Source organism: Microbacterium sp. LS_15 (genome assembly GCF_041954735.1).
Classification (GTDB): Bacteria; Actinomycetota; Actinomycetes; order Actinomycetales; family Microbacteriaceae; genus Microbacterium.
Genome location: NZ_JAVAYD010000009.1, coordinates 33,091 through 49,197 on the forward strand (window position 1 = coordinate 33,091; position 16,107 = coordinate 49,197).

The window sequence follows — 16,107 nt, forward strand, 5'->3', positions numbered from 1 at the left end:
TGGATCCTCATCGGGCAGCGGAGTCGGAACACGCAGAGTTCCCGAGACTCTCTTCCCGAGGAGACCCCATGGCCCGTCCCGGCCGCACCCGCCGCCCGCGTCCGTTCTGGCACCGCGCCCTCGCCGTCGCCCTCGGCACGGTGCTCGCCGCACCGCTCGGCCTCGTCGCCGCAGCACCCGCAGCCGCCGCTCCCCCGGCCTCGACGCGTGCCGCGGCCTTCGGCGCCCCCGACGACATCGCCGCCGACTACTACGCGGCGCTGCTGCGGCACACCCGGTGGGTCAACTCCGTGTGGGACCCCGCGATCGGCGCCTACCAGTTCAAGGACTTCAACTTCGCGGTGGTGCTCGGCAACGCCGTGATCCTGACCCACGGGGACTACGACGCGTCCGTGGCGGGCATCGCGAAGGACGATCTGCGCCAGCGCACCGTCGACACCATCCGCTACTACGCCGCCAAGAACCGCTTCGTCGATCCGAACGGGACCTGGGGCAAGCGTCTGTTCTGGGATTCGACGTTCCAGTCGTACTTCCTCGACGCCGGACGCGTGCTCTGGGACCAGCTCGACGCGCAGACCCAGCGGAACCTCGAGACGATCGCCGTCGGCCAGTCGTCGTACACCGCCGACCTCGACTACGAGAACGATCCGCTGTCCGGATCGTGGACGGCCGATTGGCCCACCGGCAAGTTCGAGGGCGACACCGCGCAGGAGGAAGCGGGCGTCTACACGCAGGCGCTCGCCCCGGGACTCGCCTGGGCACCCGACCACGCCGACGCCGCCCGCTGGAGCGAGCAGCTCGGCGACTGGGCGCGCAACGCCGCAGGACAGCCGACCGCCGACCTCAACAACCCGGCCGTCGTCGCCGGGAAGCCCGTGTCGACCAACACCCTGCACACGATCTGGGACACCTACCTCGTCGAGAACCACGGCTCGTTCGGCCCGCACTACCAGTCCGACATCTGGCGCTCCGGCGGCCGCAACGCCATCCAGTTCGTGCTCAACGACCGGCCGGTGCCCGAGTACCTCATGCACCAGCCCAACTCGGCCGAGCTCTGGACCGCCATCAAGATGGTCATGTCGAACCAGGGCGAGCCCTTCATGCCCATGGTCAACGACCGCGAGTACCTCTACGGGCGCGACGTGATCCCCATGGCCTTCCTCGGGCAGGTGCTCCGCGATCCGGACGCCGTCCGTGCCGAGGCGAACATGGCGGCCTCGCTCGAGGCGTATCAGGCCTACGCGCCGGTCGACCGACTCGCCAAGTTCTCGGGCGAGCCCAAGTACGAGCCCGAAGCGCGCGCCGAGATCGCCATCTCCTACCTCCTGCACGTCGCCGCCGCCGAATCCGACGAGGGCGTGGTGCAGCCCACCCCGCAGGACGAGTTCTTCGCGCGCCTCTCCGGCGTGCGGGACTTCGGTCAGGGCCCCGGTCTGACGGTGCAGCAGACGGCCCGATCGTGGGCTGCGGCGGCGAGTCGCAAGGGCTTCGTGAAGTTCCCGTGGGTGCCCGGTCACGACTCCTGGCTGTTCGCGCTGTCCGGCGCGACACCGTACCTGTATCCGAACTCGTCGGCGACCGTCGACGAGCGCAGCACCTCGACCTACACCGCGCCGCGGGACGGCTTCGAGGGCACGGCATCCGTCTTCCGCATCGGCAGCGAGTACGCCGGGCAGGCGACGCTGCCGACCGGCGCCGCCGTGTACGCCTCGACAGGCGCCGGATGGCAGGACGGCACGGTCTCGGTGCGGAATCTCGACCTCGGCGGCTACAACGATCTGGACGGCACCCGCACGTACTACACGGCAGACGGCGAGGCGACCGACACCCTCCCGGTCGTGACGCCACCCGACCCCGCCGACGTCAACGCCGCCCGCGTGGACGACCTGGACTTCGACCCCGTGGCGGCACGCTACGTGCGCATCCAGGGCCAGCAGGGCAACGCGCGGTACGGCTACTCGCTGTATTCGCTGCACGCCTACGGGACGGGTGCCGAAGCCACGACCGACCTCGCGGCGGGGCGCGCAGCCACTGCCTCGAGCGAGGATCCGACCCGACCCGCGTCATCGGTCACCGACGCCAGCCCGACCACCCGCTGGGCGGTCTCGACCGCTGAGAGGACCAGGGCCGACTCGTGGATCCAGGTCGACCTCGGGTCGGAGCGCACCGTCGGATCCGTGCGTCTCGCGTGGGAGGCCAGCGCCGGCGAGCGCTACCTCGTGCAGACCTCGTCGGACGGGCAGACGTGGACGACACGGACCGCCTACACGGGCTCGGTCGACGCGAACGTCGCTCGCCTCGACACCGTCGACCTGACTCTGCCCGACGGCGCCGCCCCGGCCCCCGTCGAGACCCGGTTCATCCGCATGCAGGGCGTGCAGGGCGACCCCGCCTACGGGTACTCGCTGTACTCGCTCCGCGCGCTGACCGCGGCCGGCGTCGACGCCGCCGCAGGACGACCGGCGACGGCATCCAGCGCCGATACCGGCCGCGCGCCCTCCAGCGTCACCGACAGCGATCCCGCATCGCGCTGGGCGGTGTCGCGCGCCGACCGCACGCGCGCCGACTCCTGGATCCAGGTCGACCTCGGCGCGCCGACCGCCATCAGCCAGGTGCAGCTCGGGTGGGAGTCCTCCGCCGGGCGCGAATATCGTATCCAGGTGTCCGACGACGGCACCACGTGGCGGGATGCCGCGAGCTTCCGATACACGGGAGACCAGGTGACGTCGACCGACGGATCGTGGATCAACGTCGAAGGCGAGGCGGGGTACGTCGTGCGCGGTGGCCAGGCGCCAATCACGGTCTCGACCGAGACCGCCGGGATGAACGTCGTGCGCCTCGGCGGCGGCGAGCAGCCGTTCCTCGTGGAGATGGTCGCGGGCGACGCCGCCGCCACCGTGGCCCAGCAGTCGACGCCGCAGCCCACCGCGGACGGGCTCCTGGTGAGCTCCGTCGACGGATACCTCGTCGCGTTCAACCTGTCGGGCGCTCCGGTGACGTCGACCGTGACCGTCCCGTACACCGGCGACACGGTCTCGCTCTTCGGCGGCGATCAGGTGCTCGGCGCTGACTCCTCGCAGCTCACCGTGACCGTGGGCGCGGGAGCGGCCATGGTGCTCGCGCCGCGCGCGACGGTCGCGACGGATGCCGCCCGCGCGGCGAACACATCGGTGTCGGTCGTCGACGCCCGCACGGTGCTCCTCGGGACAGGCGCCGACCTCCGCGCGGCCGCCGACTCGCCGGCGCTCGACGTCACAAACGTCGAGACCGGTCGGACGGTGACGCTGTCGGGCGCGCCCGCCGTCGCCGGCGCCGCGACCTTCCCCGGCGCGACGCCGTTCCCCGTGCCCGATCTCGCCCTGAGCACGCTCACGTTCCCGGCATCCGTGCTCCCGGACGGCATGACCTCGCCGCAGAACGCCGTCGACGGCGACCCGGCGACGGTCTGGACGCCCGGCGAGGACGGACGCATGGTGACGGATCTCGGGAGCAGCAGGGAGATCGGATCGGTCACCACCCTGTGGGCCGCGGCCGGCGCGCCCGCCGCGACGGTCTCGATCAGTGACGACGGCCGCACGTTCCGCGACGTCGGGTCGATCGCCGCGGGCGAGACCCACGGCATCGTGCCCGTCGGCACCGCGGCGCGCTACGTCGCCCTCACCACCGCCTGGACGAGCGGCGACCCCGGCCTGCAGGCGCTCCGCGTACTCGCCCCCGGTGTGACCGACGACTCCGCCCCCGGAGCGATCGGCGGCGGACCCGGTGCCCTCACCGTGGGCCGCGAGGCGTCGGGAGCGGTGACCGCAGCGGGGTCGCCCACGCCGACCTACGCGGTCACCGTCGGATCGCTGCCGGCGGGGCTCGCCTTCGACCAGGCGACCGGGACGTTCGGCGGCACGCCGACAGCCGCCGGGCGCTACTCCTTCACGATCACGGCCGACAACGGCATCGGCGCACCCGCCGTGCAGGAGTTCACCGGCGAGGTCGCTGCGGCACCGACCGACGGCGGGCCGGGCACGCCGGGCGGGGGCACGGGGGACCCGGGCACCCCGGGAGGCGGCGCGGGCTCCGGCGGCGGCGATGCGTCGACCCCGACGGACGGCGCGCTCGCCGTCACGGGCCTCGTGCTCGGATGGTCGCTCGTGGTCGCGGTCCTGCTGTCGGCGATCGGCGGCATCCTGATGCTGCGGCGGCGGCGCCTCGCACTCGGCGAGGAGGACTGACGGCGCGCGGCATCGCCGGGCGCGCACGCAGACCGCGTGGGGCTCTCCGCCCCACGCGGTATAGCGCGTGTGTCGCTCCAAGGCAATGGGATATTCCTTCTCGTCCCGAACTCGTAGCGTGAGGCTCACCAACTACAGAACCGGGAGCACTCATGTCTGCGAACACCCCCACCGCACATGACCAACGCACGCAGACGCGGGATGTCCCCCCGCAGCCGGCCCCCGCTCCCGAGCCCCTGTACGAGCGCGTCGACATCGACCGCTACGTTGTGTTGCATGAGGGTCCCGTCGGATACATCGAGCACGTCGCCCCGGTCTTCGTCTGCTACGTCGGAGTGCCGTACCCCCGCGCGGAGGAGGTGGCGCAGGTGCACGATTTCCACGAAGCGGTGAAGACGGTCCTGCACCGCGCAGCGTCTGTTCGGCGCGCTCTGTGAGCCTCGAGGTCTGGCCCGGGTCGCCGTATCCCCTCGGGGCGACGTTCGACGGTCAGGGCACGAACTTCGCGCTGTTCAGCGAAGGGGCCGAGAAGGTCGAGCTGTGCCTGTTCGACGAAGACGGCACCGAGCACCGCGTGGAGCTCGAAGAGGTCGACGCCTTCGTGTGGCACGGCTACCTGCCGTCCATCCAGCCCGGTCGTCTCTACGGCTACCGCGTGCACGGACCGTTCGACCCCGCGCAGGGGCAGCGCTTCAACCCGAACAAGCTCCTGCTCGACCCGTACGCGAAGGCGGTCTCCGGCCGCCTCGACTGGGGCCAGCCGCTGTTCGGATACGACTTCGGCGAGCCCGACTCCCGCAACGACGAGGACTCGGCGGCGGCGATGGTGAAGGGCGTGGTCGTGAACCCGTTCTTCGAGTGGGCCGGGGATCGTCTGCCGAAGACCCCCTACGCCCAGACGGTCATCTACGAAGCCCACGTGAAGGGCCTGACGATCCAGCATCCGGAGGTGCCCGAGGATCTCCGCGGCACCTACGCCGGCATCGCGCACCCCGCCGTCATCGAGCACCTGGTGCACCTCGGCATCACCGCCATCGAGCTCATGCCCGTGCACCAGTTCGTGCACGACTCGATCCTCGAGGAGAAGGGCCTGTCGAACTATTGGGGGTACAACACCCTCGGCTTCTTCGCGCCGCACAACGACTACGCGTCGAGCGGTCAGCACGGCGAGCAGGTGCAGGAGTTCAAGGCCATGGTGCGCGCGCTGCACGCGGCGGGCATCGAGGTGATCCTCGACGTGGTCTACAACCACACCGCCGAGGGCAACCACCTGGGTCCGATGCTGTCGATGAAGGGCATCGACAACGAGGCGTACTACCGCCTCGAAGAGGACCGCCGCTACTACACCGACTACACCGGCACGGGGAACAGCCTCAACGCCGGAAACCCGCACGCGCTGCAGCTCATCATGGACTCGCTGCGCTACTGGGTGACCGAGATGCACGTCGACGGCTTCCGCTTCGACCTCGCATCGACCCTGGCCCGGGAGTTCTACGACGTCGACCGCCTCGCGGCGTTCTTCGAGCTGGTGCAGCAGGATCCGGTGGTCTCGCAGGTCAAGCTCATCGCCGAACCGTGGGACGTCGGTCCCGGTGGATACCAGGTCGGCAACTTCCCCCCGCAGTGGACGGAGTGGAACGGCAAGTACCGCGACACCGTGCGCGATTTCTGGCGCGGAGAGCCGCAGGCGCTCGGCGAGTTCGCCTCGCGCCTGACGGGGTCCGCCGACCTCTATGAACACTCGGGCCGCCGCCCCGTGGCGTCGATCAACTTCGTGACCGCCCACGACGGCTTCACTCTGCGCGACCTCGTGTCGTATGACGAGAAGCACAACGAGGCCAACGGCGAAGACAACAACGACGGCGAATCGCACAACCGGTCGTCCAACAACGGCGTCGAGGGTCCGACCGACGACGAGGGCATCAACCGTCTCCGCGCCCGACAGCAGCGGAACTTCCTCGCGACTCTGCTGCTGTCGCAGGGCGTGCCGATGATCGCGCACGGCGACGAGCTCGGCCGCACCCAGCACGGCAACAACAACGGCTACGCGCAGGACAACGAGATCACCTGGGTGGACTGGGAAGCGGCCGACCACCCGCTCATCGAGTTCACCGCCGCGCTCGCCCGGTTGCGTCGCAACCACCCGACGTTCCGTCGCAGCCGCTTCTTCGACGGGCGCCCCGTGCGCTCGGAGGACGGCGAGCGCACGCCCGACGTCATCTGGCTGCGACCGGACGGCCGCCGCATGGAGCCGGAGGACTGGGACAACGGCTTCGGCCTCGCGGTCGGCGTGTTCTTGAACGGCCACGGCATCCGCGAGAAGGACCGCCGGGGCCAGCCGGTGTCGGATCAGAACTTCCTCGTCTACTTCCACAGCGGGACGGATGCCGTCGACGCGGTGCTCCCCGACGAGCGTCTGGGCAGCGGCTGGGACGTGGTCGTCGACACCTTCGGCGAGCGCGCAGGCGAGACCGGGCTCGCTCCCGGCTCGGCGGTCACGCTCGAGGCGACCTCGCTGCTCGTGCTGCGCGAGGCCGCGGAGGAGGAGCCGCCGACCGACGACTCCGTCGAAGCGTCGCTGCGCATGCAGACCGAGCGCGCCGAGGCTCCGGCACCGGCGCCGACCCCGGAGCTCCCTCGATGACGCGGCGTCCGCTGTCGACGTATCGCCTGCAGATCCGCGCCGGGTTCACGCTCGACGACGCCGCGGCGACGACGGAGTACCTATCGGCGCTCGGTGCGTCGTGGGCGTACCTCTCGCCTCTGCTGGCTGCGACCCCGGGCTCGGACCACGGCTACGACGTCGTCGACCACTCGCGCGTCGACGAGTCGCGCGGCGGGCGGGAGGGCCTCGACCGGTTCGCCGCCGCGGCGCGCGCAGCGGGCCTCGGCATCCTCGTCGACATCGTGCCGAACCACGTCGGCGTCGGCAGTCCCCGCGAGAACCCGTGGTGGTGGGACGTGCTGCGTCTCGGCCGCGCATCGCGGCACGCCGTCGCGTTCGACGTCGACCGGCGCCTGGGCGACGGTCGCATCCGTCTGCCGATCCTCGGCTCGTCTCTCGACGACGTGCTCGCGGCGGGCGACATCGTCGTCGACACGACCCGGGCGGACGACGCGCCGGACGGCACCCTGCACTACTTCGAGCACGTGCTGCCCCTCGCCCCCGGCACAGGCGATCTCGCCGACGACCTGCCTGCGCTGCTCGACGCGCAGAACTACGAGCTGCGGTTCTGGGAGGACCAGAACGCCGAGCTGAACTACCGCCGGTTCTTCGCGGTGCCCGAACTGGCCGGCATCCGCGTCGAGCTCCCCGACGTGTTCGAGGAATCGCACCGCGAGATCGTGCGCTGGATCACCGACGGTCTCGCCGACGGTCTGCGGGTCGACCACCCCGACGGGCTCGTCGATCCGGCCGGCTACCTCGAGAGCCTCGCGGATGCCACGGGCGCGGCTTACACGCTCGTCGAGAAGATCTTGGAACCGGGTGAGGAGCTGCCGTCGTGGTGGCGCACCGACGGGACCACGGGGTACGACGCGCTGGCCGAGATCGACCGCGTCCTCGTCGACGGCGACGGCGTCGCACAGCTCGACGTGCTCGACGCCCGCCTGCGCGAGGAGTCGGGTCTGCCCGTGCTGGAGGACTGGCACGACCTCACCGTGTCGACGAAGCGCATGGTCGCCGAGACCATCCTGCAGTCCGAGGTGCACCGGCTCGTGCGGTCGCTGCCGCACGGCGTCGTCGCAGCGAAGTACGCCCTCGCCGAGATCATCGCCGGATTCCCGGTCTACCGGTCGTACCTCCCCGCGGGACGCGAGCACCTGCAGGACGCCATCGACGCGGCGGTCGCCCGCAGACCCGATCTCGCGGAGGCGATCGGCGAACTGACGCCGTTGCTCTTCGACACGGCGCTCGAGGTGTCGGAGCGCTTCCCCCAGGTGAGCGGCGCGGTCATGGCGAAGGGCGTCGAGGACACCGCGTTCTACCGGTTCACCCGGCTGGGCACGCTGACGGAGGTCGGCGCCGACCCGTCGATCGCGTCGCTGTCGGTCGAGGCGTTCCACGAGGCGCAACGCGCTCGACTGGCGTCCTGGCCGCACTCGATGACGACGCTGTCGACGCATGACACGAAGCGCTCGGAGGACGTACGAGCGCGCCTCGCCGTGCTCGCCGAGATCCCGGATCGATGGGCCGAAGTGCTGTCGGATCTCCGCACCGTCGCGTCGACCGGACACGGACCGTTCGACTCCCTGCTGTGGCAGGCGGCCGTGGGCGCGTGGCCGATCTCGACCGAGCGACTGCGAGAGTACGGGCTGAAGGCCGCGCGCGAAGCCGCAGAGGGCACCACCTGGCAGCATCCGGACGAGGAGTTCGAGAAGGGCCTCGTCGCGATCGCCGAGGCGGCGAACGGCGCGGCCCGCGGCATCCTCGACGGATTCGTCGGCGAGATCGTCGGCCACGGGCGCAGCAACTCGCTCTCCGCGAAGGTGCTGCAGCTCGCCGCGCCCGGCGTGCCCGACGTCTATCAGGGCACCGAGCTGTGGGACCACTCGCTGGTCGACCCCGACAACCGCCGCCCCGTCGACTTCGCCGAGCGCGAGAGGATGCTGCGCAGCCTCGACGCCGACGTGGCTCGCGGTGCGCTGCCCCCGGTCGACGACTCCGGGCTCGCGAAGATGCTCGTCACCTCGCGCACCCTGCGGCTCCGCCGCGACAACCCCGAGCTGTTCGACCGGTACCGCGCGGGCGTCGCCGCAGGGCCGGCATCCGATCACGTGGTCGCGATGGACCGCGGCGGCGTGCTCGCCGTCGCGACGCGTCTGCCGGTCGCGCTCAAGCGGCGCGGCGGATGGGGTGACACGGTGCTGCTACGACGCGACCTGCCCGCGACCGACGTCTTCACGGGGCGTCGCATCGAGCCGGGGCCCGTGCGGCTCGCCGAGCTGCTCGACACCTACCCCGTCGCACTGCTGGTGGACGAGCGATGATCGGCGTCTGGGCTCCCCGGGCCGAGCGCGTGCGCCTGCGACGCCTGACGCCGGGCGGCGCCGTGATCGGCGAGCACGAGCTCGCCCGCGACGATCGCCGCGAGGGCTGGTGGGTGTCGTCGCTCGACCTCCCCGAGGGCGAGCGATACGGGTTCGTGCTGGGCGACGGCGACGACCTGCGCCCCGACCCCCGTTCGCTGCGTCAGCCGGGCGGCGTGCACGGCCCCTCGGCGGTGTTCGACACGGGCCTGTTCGAATGGGACGACTCCAACTGGACCGGTCGCCAGCTCGCCGGTGGCGTGATCTACGAGCTGCACGTCGGCACCTTCACGCCGGACGGCACACTGGACGCGCTGATCGGGCGGCTCGACCACCTCGCAGGTCTCGGCGTCACGCACGTCGAGCTGCTCCCGGTCAACGCCTTCAACGGCCAGTGGAACTGGGGCTACGACGGCGTGCTCTGGTACGCCGTGCACGAGGGGTACGGCGGCCCTGCCGGGTATCAGCGGTTCGTGGAGGCTGCGCACGAACGCGGCCTCGCCGTGATCCAGGACGTCGTGTACAACCACCTCGGCCCGAGCGGCAACTACCTGCCCGAGTTCGGTCCGTACCTGAGCGACGGCCAGAGCAACACGTGGGGCGCCTCCGTGAACCTCGACGAGCACGAGGTGCGCGAGTACATCATCGAGAACGCGCTGATGTGGCTGCGCGACTTCCACGTCGACGGCTTGCGCCTCGACGCCGTGCACGCCCTGCACGACTCGAGCCCGACGCACCTGCTGCGTGAGCTCGCGGAGCGGGTCGATGCGCTCTCGGCGCATCTCGGCCGCCCGCTGACGCTGATCGCCGAGTCGGACATGAACGACCCGACGCTGATCCTGCCCCGCGAGGCCGGGGGCTACGGCCTCACCGCCCAGTGGTCGGACGACTGGCATCACTCCGCCCACGTCGCGCTGACCGGCGAGACCGCCGGGTACTACGAGGACTTCGCCGATCCCGAAGCGCTCGTGAAGGTGTCGCAGAGCGGGTTCTTCCACGACGGCACCTACTCGTCGTTCCGGGAGCGGAACCACGGCTCGCGGATCCCCGAGACGGTTCCGTCGTGGCGTCTGGTCACGTTCGCGCAGGACCACGATCAGATCGGCAACCGTGCTGCCGGAGACCGCCTGTCGGCGATGCTGTCGCCCGAGCGGCTCGCGGTCGCCGCGGTGCTGACCCTCACCACTCCCGGCACGCCGATGCTGTTCATGGGCGAGGAGTGGGGCGCGTCGACTCCATGGCAGTTCTTCACCTCGCATCCCGAGCCGGAACTCGGCCGCGCGACCGCTGAGGGACGCATCGCCGAGTTCGCGAAGATGGGCTGGGATCCGGCGCAGGTACCCGACCCGCAGGATCCGGCGACCTTCGAGCGCTCGCATCTGCGCTGGGAGGAGCAGGAGGATCCCGCGCACGCCGGTCTGCTGTCGCTCTATCGCCGCCTGACCGCGCTGCGACGCGAGCGATCCGAGCTCACCGATCCCGACATGACGCACACGCTGGCCGCCGTCGAGCACGCGGACGCGGCCCCGGACGCCCGGGCGTTCCGCATCGACAGGGGTGCAGTGGCCGTGCTCGTGAACCTCACCGGCACAGACGTCGACTTCGAGATCCGCCCCGGTGACTCGGTGCTGCTGGAGACCGCGGACTCCCGCCTGCAGGAGGACCGGATCACCCTCGGCCCCGACTCGGCCGCGATCGTCGGACCCCCGCTCTGAGGCGACTCACCGTCTGGGCCTTCTCAGACGGTGAGTTCCTTCGCGAAGCAGAGCGACAGGTCGCTGCCGACGTAATGCCCGTACAGCGGGATCGCGGTGTATCCCTCGCGCGTGTAGAACCGTATCGCGTCAGGTTGGGCGTCGCCGGTCTCGAGCACCAGTCGACGGATGCCGAGGCGTCGCGCCTCCTCCTCCAGCCCGCGGAGCAGGGATGCGGCAGCACCGGTGCCCCGCGCCTCCGGCGCCGCGTACATGCGCTTGATCTCGGCGACCGCGTCTCCGAGCTCGGGTTCGTCGAGGGGGCGGAGGCCGCCGCAGACGATCGCCTCCCCCGCGGAGTCCCGCGCGAGGAGGAACACCGGGACGTCGTCTGCCGAGGGGATGACGCCGGGCTCGTGATCGTCGCTCCCGTACCGCTCGTCGAGCTCCCGACGCTGTGCAGCGCGCAGCCGCACGGCATCCGCATGGTCCCACTCGACACGGTGGATCGTCACGCCCATCTGTCCCTCTCCCTCATCGCTGTGCCCAGGCTACCGACGCGACGTTTCGCCGATGTTGCGCACGGGACGCCCGGGGGCGGGTCAGATCCAGCCGCGCTCCTCGGCGAGGAGCACGGCCTGCTGACGCGTGGCGACCGAGAGCTTCGCGAGCACGGCGGAGATGTGATTGCGCACGGTCCCCGGCGCGAGCGACAGGGCGCGGGCGATCTGCCCCGTCGTCTCTCCCCGTCTGCCGGCACGCAGCACGTCGAGCTCGCGGTCGGTGAGGGGCGAGCGCTCGTCGCTCAGCGCGTCGGCGGCGATCTCGGGGTCCACGTAGCGCGCCCCCGCAGCCACGCGACGGATGACGTCGGCGACCTCGTCGGCGCCGCGCGACTTCGGCAGGAAACCCGAGACCCCCGAAGCGAGCGCTCGTCGGAGCACGCCGGGACGCGCGTGCCGGGTGACGACCACGCAGCGGGTGGCGATCGAGCGGTTCAGACGCTCGGCGACCTCGACGCCGTCGAGACCCGGCATCTCCAGGTCGAGCAGGCACACGTCGGGGGTGAGCCGCAGCGCCTCGGCGACGGCCTGCACACCGTCTTCGCATTCCGCGACTACGTCGATGTCGCCCTCGAGTCGCAGCAACGCGGCGAGCGCTGACCTGATCATCCCCTCGTCGTCGGCGAGCAGCACCCGGATCATCGTCGCCCTCCCCGTGGATCGTCCGTCGCCGGCACGGTGACGACGACCGCGAACTCGCAGCCCTCGTCTCGCACCTCGAGCGTGCCACCGGCCTCGGCGATGCGCCGTTTCACGCCGTCAAGCCCGGACCCCGTGTGCTCGCGCTGCGCGGCGGGGTCGACGTCGTTCACCACCTCGTACCGCCATTCGTCCCCCGCCCGCGCGAAGGTGAGCCGCGCGCGGCGTCCCGCGCCGTGCCGGAGCACGTTCGTGGTCGTCTCGCGGATCACGGGACCGAGCGCGGATGCCGGTGCCTCACCGGCATCCGGTGCGATCTCCGCCTCGACGGCGATGCCTGCGGCACTCAGCAGGTCGCGGGCGTTGGCGACCTCGTCGCCGAGCGGCACCGACCGGAACCGGGTGGCGAGGTCGCGCGTGCCCTGTCTGGCGTCGTCGACGCTGGCGCGGGCGGCACGGAGCTGGTCCAGTGCGGCGTCCGGGTCGCGCGCCATCAGCCGTTCGGCGAGCTCCAGCTGCAGCGCGATGACCTGCAGGTGATGCCCCTGCAGGTCGTGCACGTCTGTCGCGATGCGCAGACGCTCCTGCGTCGCGGCGAGGCGCGCCTCCGACGCGCGCGCCCTGTCGAGGGTGACGAGCACGTCCCACCACCACAGCGACGACACCGACATCGCCGGGATGACGATCGCGTAGAGCGTGGGGACCCAGTCGGCGACGCCACCGCCCAGAGCGCCGCGCGCACCGTCGATGAACGCGAAGCCGATCATCACGAGAGTGGCGAGGCCCACGACCCGCACCCGCACACCGCGCTGCCAGTTCAGCAGGACGACCGACTGGGCGACGGGCATGATTCCGAAGAGCCAGCTGTCGGCGGCGAGACCGGCCGCCACCCCGTAGGCGACGGCGACGAGCAGCGGCGCGGCGATCCGCGCCCACGGGAATCCCGGCCCGTTCTCGACCCGGTGCCGATACGCCGACAGCAGCACCACCGTCGACAGCAGCCAGACGATGCCGCCGATGCCGACCACGACGATCGCGATCGGGTCGGCGGGGGTCGCGAGCACACGGAGCGCCCAGGCGAACACGAGGAACAGCTCGATGAAGACGACGGCGGTGACCGTGTACCACCAGGTCGCGGTGATGCCGCGGGCGAGCGCGCGCTCCCCGGGAGGCGGGTCGCCGAGCGGACCGGCGACGGCGGAAGGGCTGCTCACCCCTCCCACCATAGGGGCGTGACAGTTGTCATGGATGCCGCGTGCGAACCGTCCGGAAACCGGTGACGGTGCGACACTGCCGCCGCATCCGTCGACGCGATGGACTGGTGTCATCAGGGCGGAGACACCGCCTCCCCAGAACCACAGGAGCCCATCATGAACCTCGTCGAGACGTTCCAGAACCTCGTCGCGCAGGTCCCCGAACTCGTGCAGCCGCTCATCGTCGCGCTCGCCGGCGCGATCCCCTTCATCGAGGGCGAGGGCGCCGCCGCGATCGGCATCATCGGCGGCATCCACCCGGTCGTCGCGGCGATCGCGGCGATGGCGGGCAACTTCCTCTGCGTCGCGATCCTCGTGATCGCCGGCGCGGGGGCCCGCAAGGCGATCGTCACCCGCTCGCGCAACCGCGAGGCCGTCGCGGCCGGCGGCGGTTCGCTCGCCGAGGTGGATGCCGAGACCGACCGCGGCTCCGCGCGCCGCGCCAAGTTCCAGCGCGCGTTCGAGCGCTACGGCGTTCCCGGCGTGAGCCTGCTCGGCCCCCTGCTGCTGCCGACCCACTTCACCGCGACCATGCTCGCCGCCGCCGGCGTCGGCAAGGGCCGCGTGCTCATCTGGCAGGCCGCTGCGATCATCCTCTGGACCACGGCGGTGTCGATCATCGTCGGCGGCGCGGTCTACGCGATCCGCTGACGCGCGGTCCCCGCACCCCGGTCGCAGTTGGTGCCGTCGAGATCGCATCTCGGCGGCACGGACTGCGACCGGGGCAGGTGCGCCTCAGCGGGCCGTGCGCGGCGCGAGCGTCGAGAGCAGCTGCAGCTTCTCGTGACTCTCCGTGCCGGGCACTGCCGTGTACACGAGCAGCAGGTGCGACTGCACCGGGTCGACGAGCGTCTGGCAGGTGAGCTCGATCTCGCCGAGGTCCGGGTGCACGAATCGCTTCGTGTCGCGGGGGCGGATGCCGACCTCCTGTCGTTCCCACGCCGCGCGGAACTCCGCACTCCGCTCGGCGAGCAGGCGGGCGTACTCGGCCGCCCGCGACTGCGGACCCCGCAGCGACACCAGCTCACGGAGCCCGGAGGCCCAGAGCCGCACGAGGAAGTCGTGGTCGTCGGGGTGGTACAGCGCCCTCGTGCGCGCGTCGGTGAACCACCGGAACCCGAGACTGCGCTGCGGGCCGGTGAGAGCGGCCGTGTCTCCGGTCAGCGCGACGCCGAGCGGCGTCTGCCGCAGCGTCTCGCCCAGCTCGGTCACGATCTCGGCCGGGGTGTCTTCGAGCCGGTCGAGGATGCGCAGCATGCCGGGGCTGATGTGCTCCGAGCCGGCCCCGCTCTGCGGCGGACGATGCCCGGCCAGACGGAACAGGTGGTCGCGCTCATCGAGCGTCAGGTGCAGACCCTGCGCGATCGACGACAGCATCTGCTCCGACGGCTGCGGACCGCTGCCCCGCTCGAGCCGCGCGAGATAGTCCGGCGACATATGGCTGAGCGCCGCGACCTCCTCCCGGCGGAGGCCCGCGGTGCGACGGCGGCTCCCCCGCGGCAGACCGACGTCCTCCGGCTGCAGCACCTCGCGGCGGTGGCGCAGGAACTCGGCGAGCGCGTCGCGGTCGATCGGCATGTGTCCCCCTGATTCGTCTGATCGATCCTCACACGGTGCGCTCTCGGCATCCACTGATCGTCATGTCCTGGATACGGCGTCGTCACCTCGCGAGAGTGGACGAAGACACCGAGGAGCACACCATGCCACGACGCACCATCGACATCACCCTTCCCTCCCTGACCGGCCGACGCGCCGTCGTCACCGGCGGCAGCGACGGCATCGGCCTGCGCATCGCCACCCGGCTCGCACGAGCGGGCGCCGAGGTGATCCTGCCGGTGCGCAACAGCACGAAGGGGGATGCCGCGGTGCGCTCGATCCGCGCCGACACCCCCGCCGCGGAGGTGCGCACACTGCCGCTCGACCTCTCGTCACTGGAGTCGGTCGAGTCGTTCGGCGCCGCCATGCGTGCCGAGGGCGCGCCCATCCACCTGCTGGTGAACAACGCGGGCGTCATGACGCCTCCGGAGCGTCAGACCACGGCCGACGGCTTCGAGCTGCAGTTCGGCACGAACCACCTGGGGCACTTCGCGCTCGTCGCGCACCTGCTGCCGCTCCTGCGCGAGGGCCGGGCGCGCGTGACCACCCAGATCAGCGTCTCGGCGAACCAGGGGGCGATCAACTGGGACGACCCGAACTGGGAGACGTCGTATCGCGGCGGCCGGGCCTACAGCCACTCGAAGATCGCGTTCGGACTGTTCGGCCTCGAACTCGAACGACGCAGCCGGGCGCGGGACTGGGGTATCACCAGCAACCTCGCGCATCCCGGCGTGGCGCCGACGAGCCTGCTCGCCGCCCGCCCGGAACTCGGCCGCGCCGAGGACGGTTTCGACGTGCGCCTGATCCGCTGGCTGTCGGCGCGCGGCATCCTGCTGGGGACTCCGGAGTCCGCCGCGCTGCCCGCGCTCTACGCCTGCGTCTCTCCCGATGCGAGTGGCGGAGCGTTCTACGGTCCGAGCGGACCCGCCCACCTCGGCGGCGCTCCCGCCGAGCAGCCGCTGTACTCGCGACTGCGGAGCGAGGACGACGCTCGCCGCATCTGGACGCTGTCGGAAGAGCTCACGGGCGTCGAGTACCCGCGGAGCTGACCGCGTTTCGTCTCGTCGCTGCGCGCCTCGCTCAACGACCCGCGGGGAGAGACCCCGGGGTC

At 71.4% G+C, this 16,107-nt stretch carries 11 protein-coding genes; 7 read left to right on the plus strand and 4 right to left on the minus strand.

Annotated features, from left to right (window positions below):
- Nucleotides 1-68: 68 nt before the first annotated feature.
- The 5 genes from RAC69_RS12005 (at nucleotide 69) to treZ (ending at nucleotide 10,966) form a co-directional block, all read left to right on the plus strand.
- Nucleotides 69-4,223 (plus strand): discoidin domain-containing protein, encoded by a 4,155-nt coding sequence (locus RAC69_RS12005; RefSeq protein WP_375087003.1) that lies wholly within the window; start codon nucleotides 69-71, stop codon nucleotides 4,221-4,223.
- Between the two features lie 152 nt (nucleotides 4,224-4,375).
- On the plus strand, nucleotides 4,376-4,660 hold the full coding sequence (locus RAC69_RS12010) for a hypothetical protein (protein ID WP_375087004.1): 285 nt from the start codon (nucleotides 4,376-4,378) through the stop codon (nucleotides 4,658-4,660).
- A complete protein-coding gene (gene glgX / locus RAC69_RS12015; protein WP_375087005.1) occupies nucleotides 4,657-6,867 on the plus strand; it encodes a glycogen debranching protein GlgX in 2,211 nt (736 codons plus the stop codon). Before RAC69_RS12010 ends, glgX begins: the two co-directional genes overlap by 4 nt.
- Complete coding sequence (treY, locus tag RAC69_RS12020; protein WP_375087006.1) at nucleotides 6,864-9,212, plus strand: malto-oligosyltrehalose synthase; 2,349 nt, start codon at nucleotides 6,864-6,866, stop codon at nucleotides 9,210-9,212. The genes glgX and treY overlap by 4 nt, the downstream gene beginning before the upstream one ends.
- Nucleotides 9,209-10,966 (plus strand): malto-oligosyltrehalose trehalohydrolase, encoded by a 1,758-nt coding sequence (treZ, locus tag RAC69_RS12025; protein ID WP_375087007.1) that lies wholly within the window; start codon nucleotides 9,209-9,211, stop codon nucleotides 10,964-10,966. The genes treY and treZ overlap by 4 nt, the downstream gene beginning before the upstream one ends.
- A 23-nt stretch (nucleotides 10,967-10,989) precedes the next feature.
- Here the strand turns inward: treZ and RAC69_RS12030 are convergent, their stop codons facing one another.
- The 3 genes from RAC69_RS12030 to RAC69_RS12040 form a co-directional block, all read right to left on the minus strand.
- The gene (locus RAC69_RS12030; RefSeq protein WP_375087008.1) at nucleotides 10,990-11,466 is read right to left on the minus strand and encodes a GNAT family N-acetyltransferase; all 477 of its coding nucleotides are present in this window, start codon (nucleotides 11,464-11,466) and stop codon (nucleotides 10,990-10,992) included.
- 81 nt (nucleotides 11,467-11,547) lie between these two features.
- A complete protein-coding gene (locus RAC69_RS12035; protein ID WP_375087009.1) occupies nucleotides 11,548-12,150 on the minus strand; it encodes a response regulator in 603 nt (200 codons plus the stop codon).
- Nucleotides 12,147-13,361, minus strand: coding sequence for a sensor histidine kinase (locus tag RAC69_RS12040; protein ID WP_375087010.1), 1,215 nt, complete (start codon nucleotides 13,359-13,361; stop codon nucleotides 12,147-12,149). Before RAC69_RS12040 ends, RAC69_RS12035 begins: the two co-directional genes overlap by 4 nt.
- A gap of 156 nt (nucleotides 13,362-13,517) precedes the next feature.
- Between RAC69_RS12040 and RAC69_RS12045 the strand changes: the two genes are divergently transcribed.
- Nucleotides 13,518-14,051 (plus strand): small multidrug efflux protein, encoded by a 534-nt coding sequence (locus RAC69_RS12045; protein ID WP_341935463.1) that lies wholly within the window; start codon nucleotides 13,518-13,520, stop codon nucleotides 14,049-14,051.
- An 84-nt stretch (nucleotides 14,052-14,135) separates the two neighbouring features.
- Here the strand turns inward: RAC69_RS12045 and RAC69_RS12050 are convergent, their stop codons facing one another.
- The gene (locus tag RAC69_RS12050; protein ID WP_375087011.1) at nucleotides 14,136-14,978 is read right to left on the minus strand and encodes a helix-turn-helix transcriptional regulator; all 843 of its coding nucleotides are present in this window, start codon (nucleotides 14,976-14,978) and stop codon (nucleotides 14,136-14,138) included.
- A gap of 122 nt (nucleotides 14,979-15,100) precedes the next feature.
- Here RAC69_RS12050 and RAC69_RS12055 point away from each other — a divergent pair, with 122 nt between their 5' ends.
- Entirely contained in the window at nucleotides 15,101-16,045 is a 945-nt protein-coding gene (locus RAC69_RS12055; RefSeq protein WP_375087012.1) for an SDR family oxidoreductase, read from the plus strand.
- Nucleotides 16,046-16,107 lie beyond the last annotated feature (62 nt).

Coding starts and splice junctions, on each gene's coding strand:
- treZ (WP_375087007.1), top strand. CDS start 9,209: ATGATCGGCGTCTGGGCTCCCCGGGCCGAGCGCGTGCGCCTGCGACGC.
- RAC69_RS12030 (WP_375087008.1), bottom strand. CDS start 11,466: ATGGGCGTGACGATCCACCGTGTCGAGTGGGACCATGCGGATGCCGTG.
- treY (WP_375087006.1), top strand. CDS start 6,864: ATGACGCGGCGTCCGCTGTCGACGTATCGCCTGCAGATCCGCGCCGGG.
- RAC69_RS12005 (WP_375087003.1), top strand. CDS start 69: ATGGCCCGTCCCGGCCGCACCCGCCGCCCGCGTCCGTTCTGGCACCGC.
- RAC69_RS12045 (WP_341935463.1), top strand. CDS start 13,518: ATGAACCTCGTCGAGACGTTCCAGAACCTCGTCGCGCAGGTCCCCGAA.
- RAC69_RS12050 (WP_375087011.1), bottom strand. CDS start 14,978: ATGCCGATCGACCGCGACGCGCTCGCCGAGTTCCTGCGCCACCGCCGC.
- RAC69_RS12010 (WP_375087004.1), top strand. CDS start 4,376: ATGTCTGCGAACACCCCCACCGCACATGACCAACGCACGCAGACGCGG.
- RAC69_RS12035 (WP_375087009.1), bottom strand. CDS start 12,150: ATGATCCGGGTGCTGCTCGCCGACGACGAGGGGATGATCAGGTCAGCG.
- RAC69_RS12055 (WP_375087012.1), top strand. CDS start 15,101: ATGCCACGACGCACCATCGACATCACCCTTCCCTCCCTGACCGGCCGA.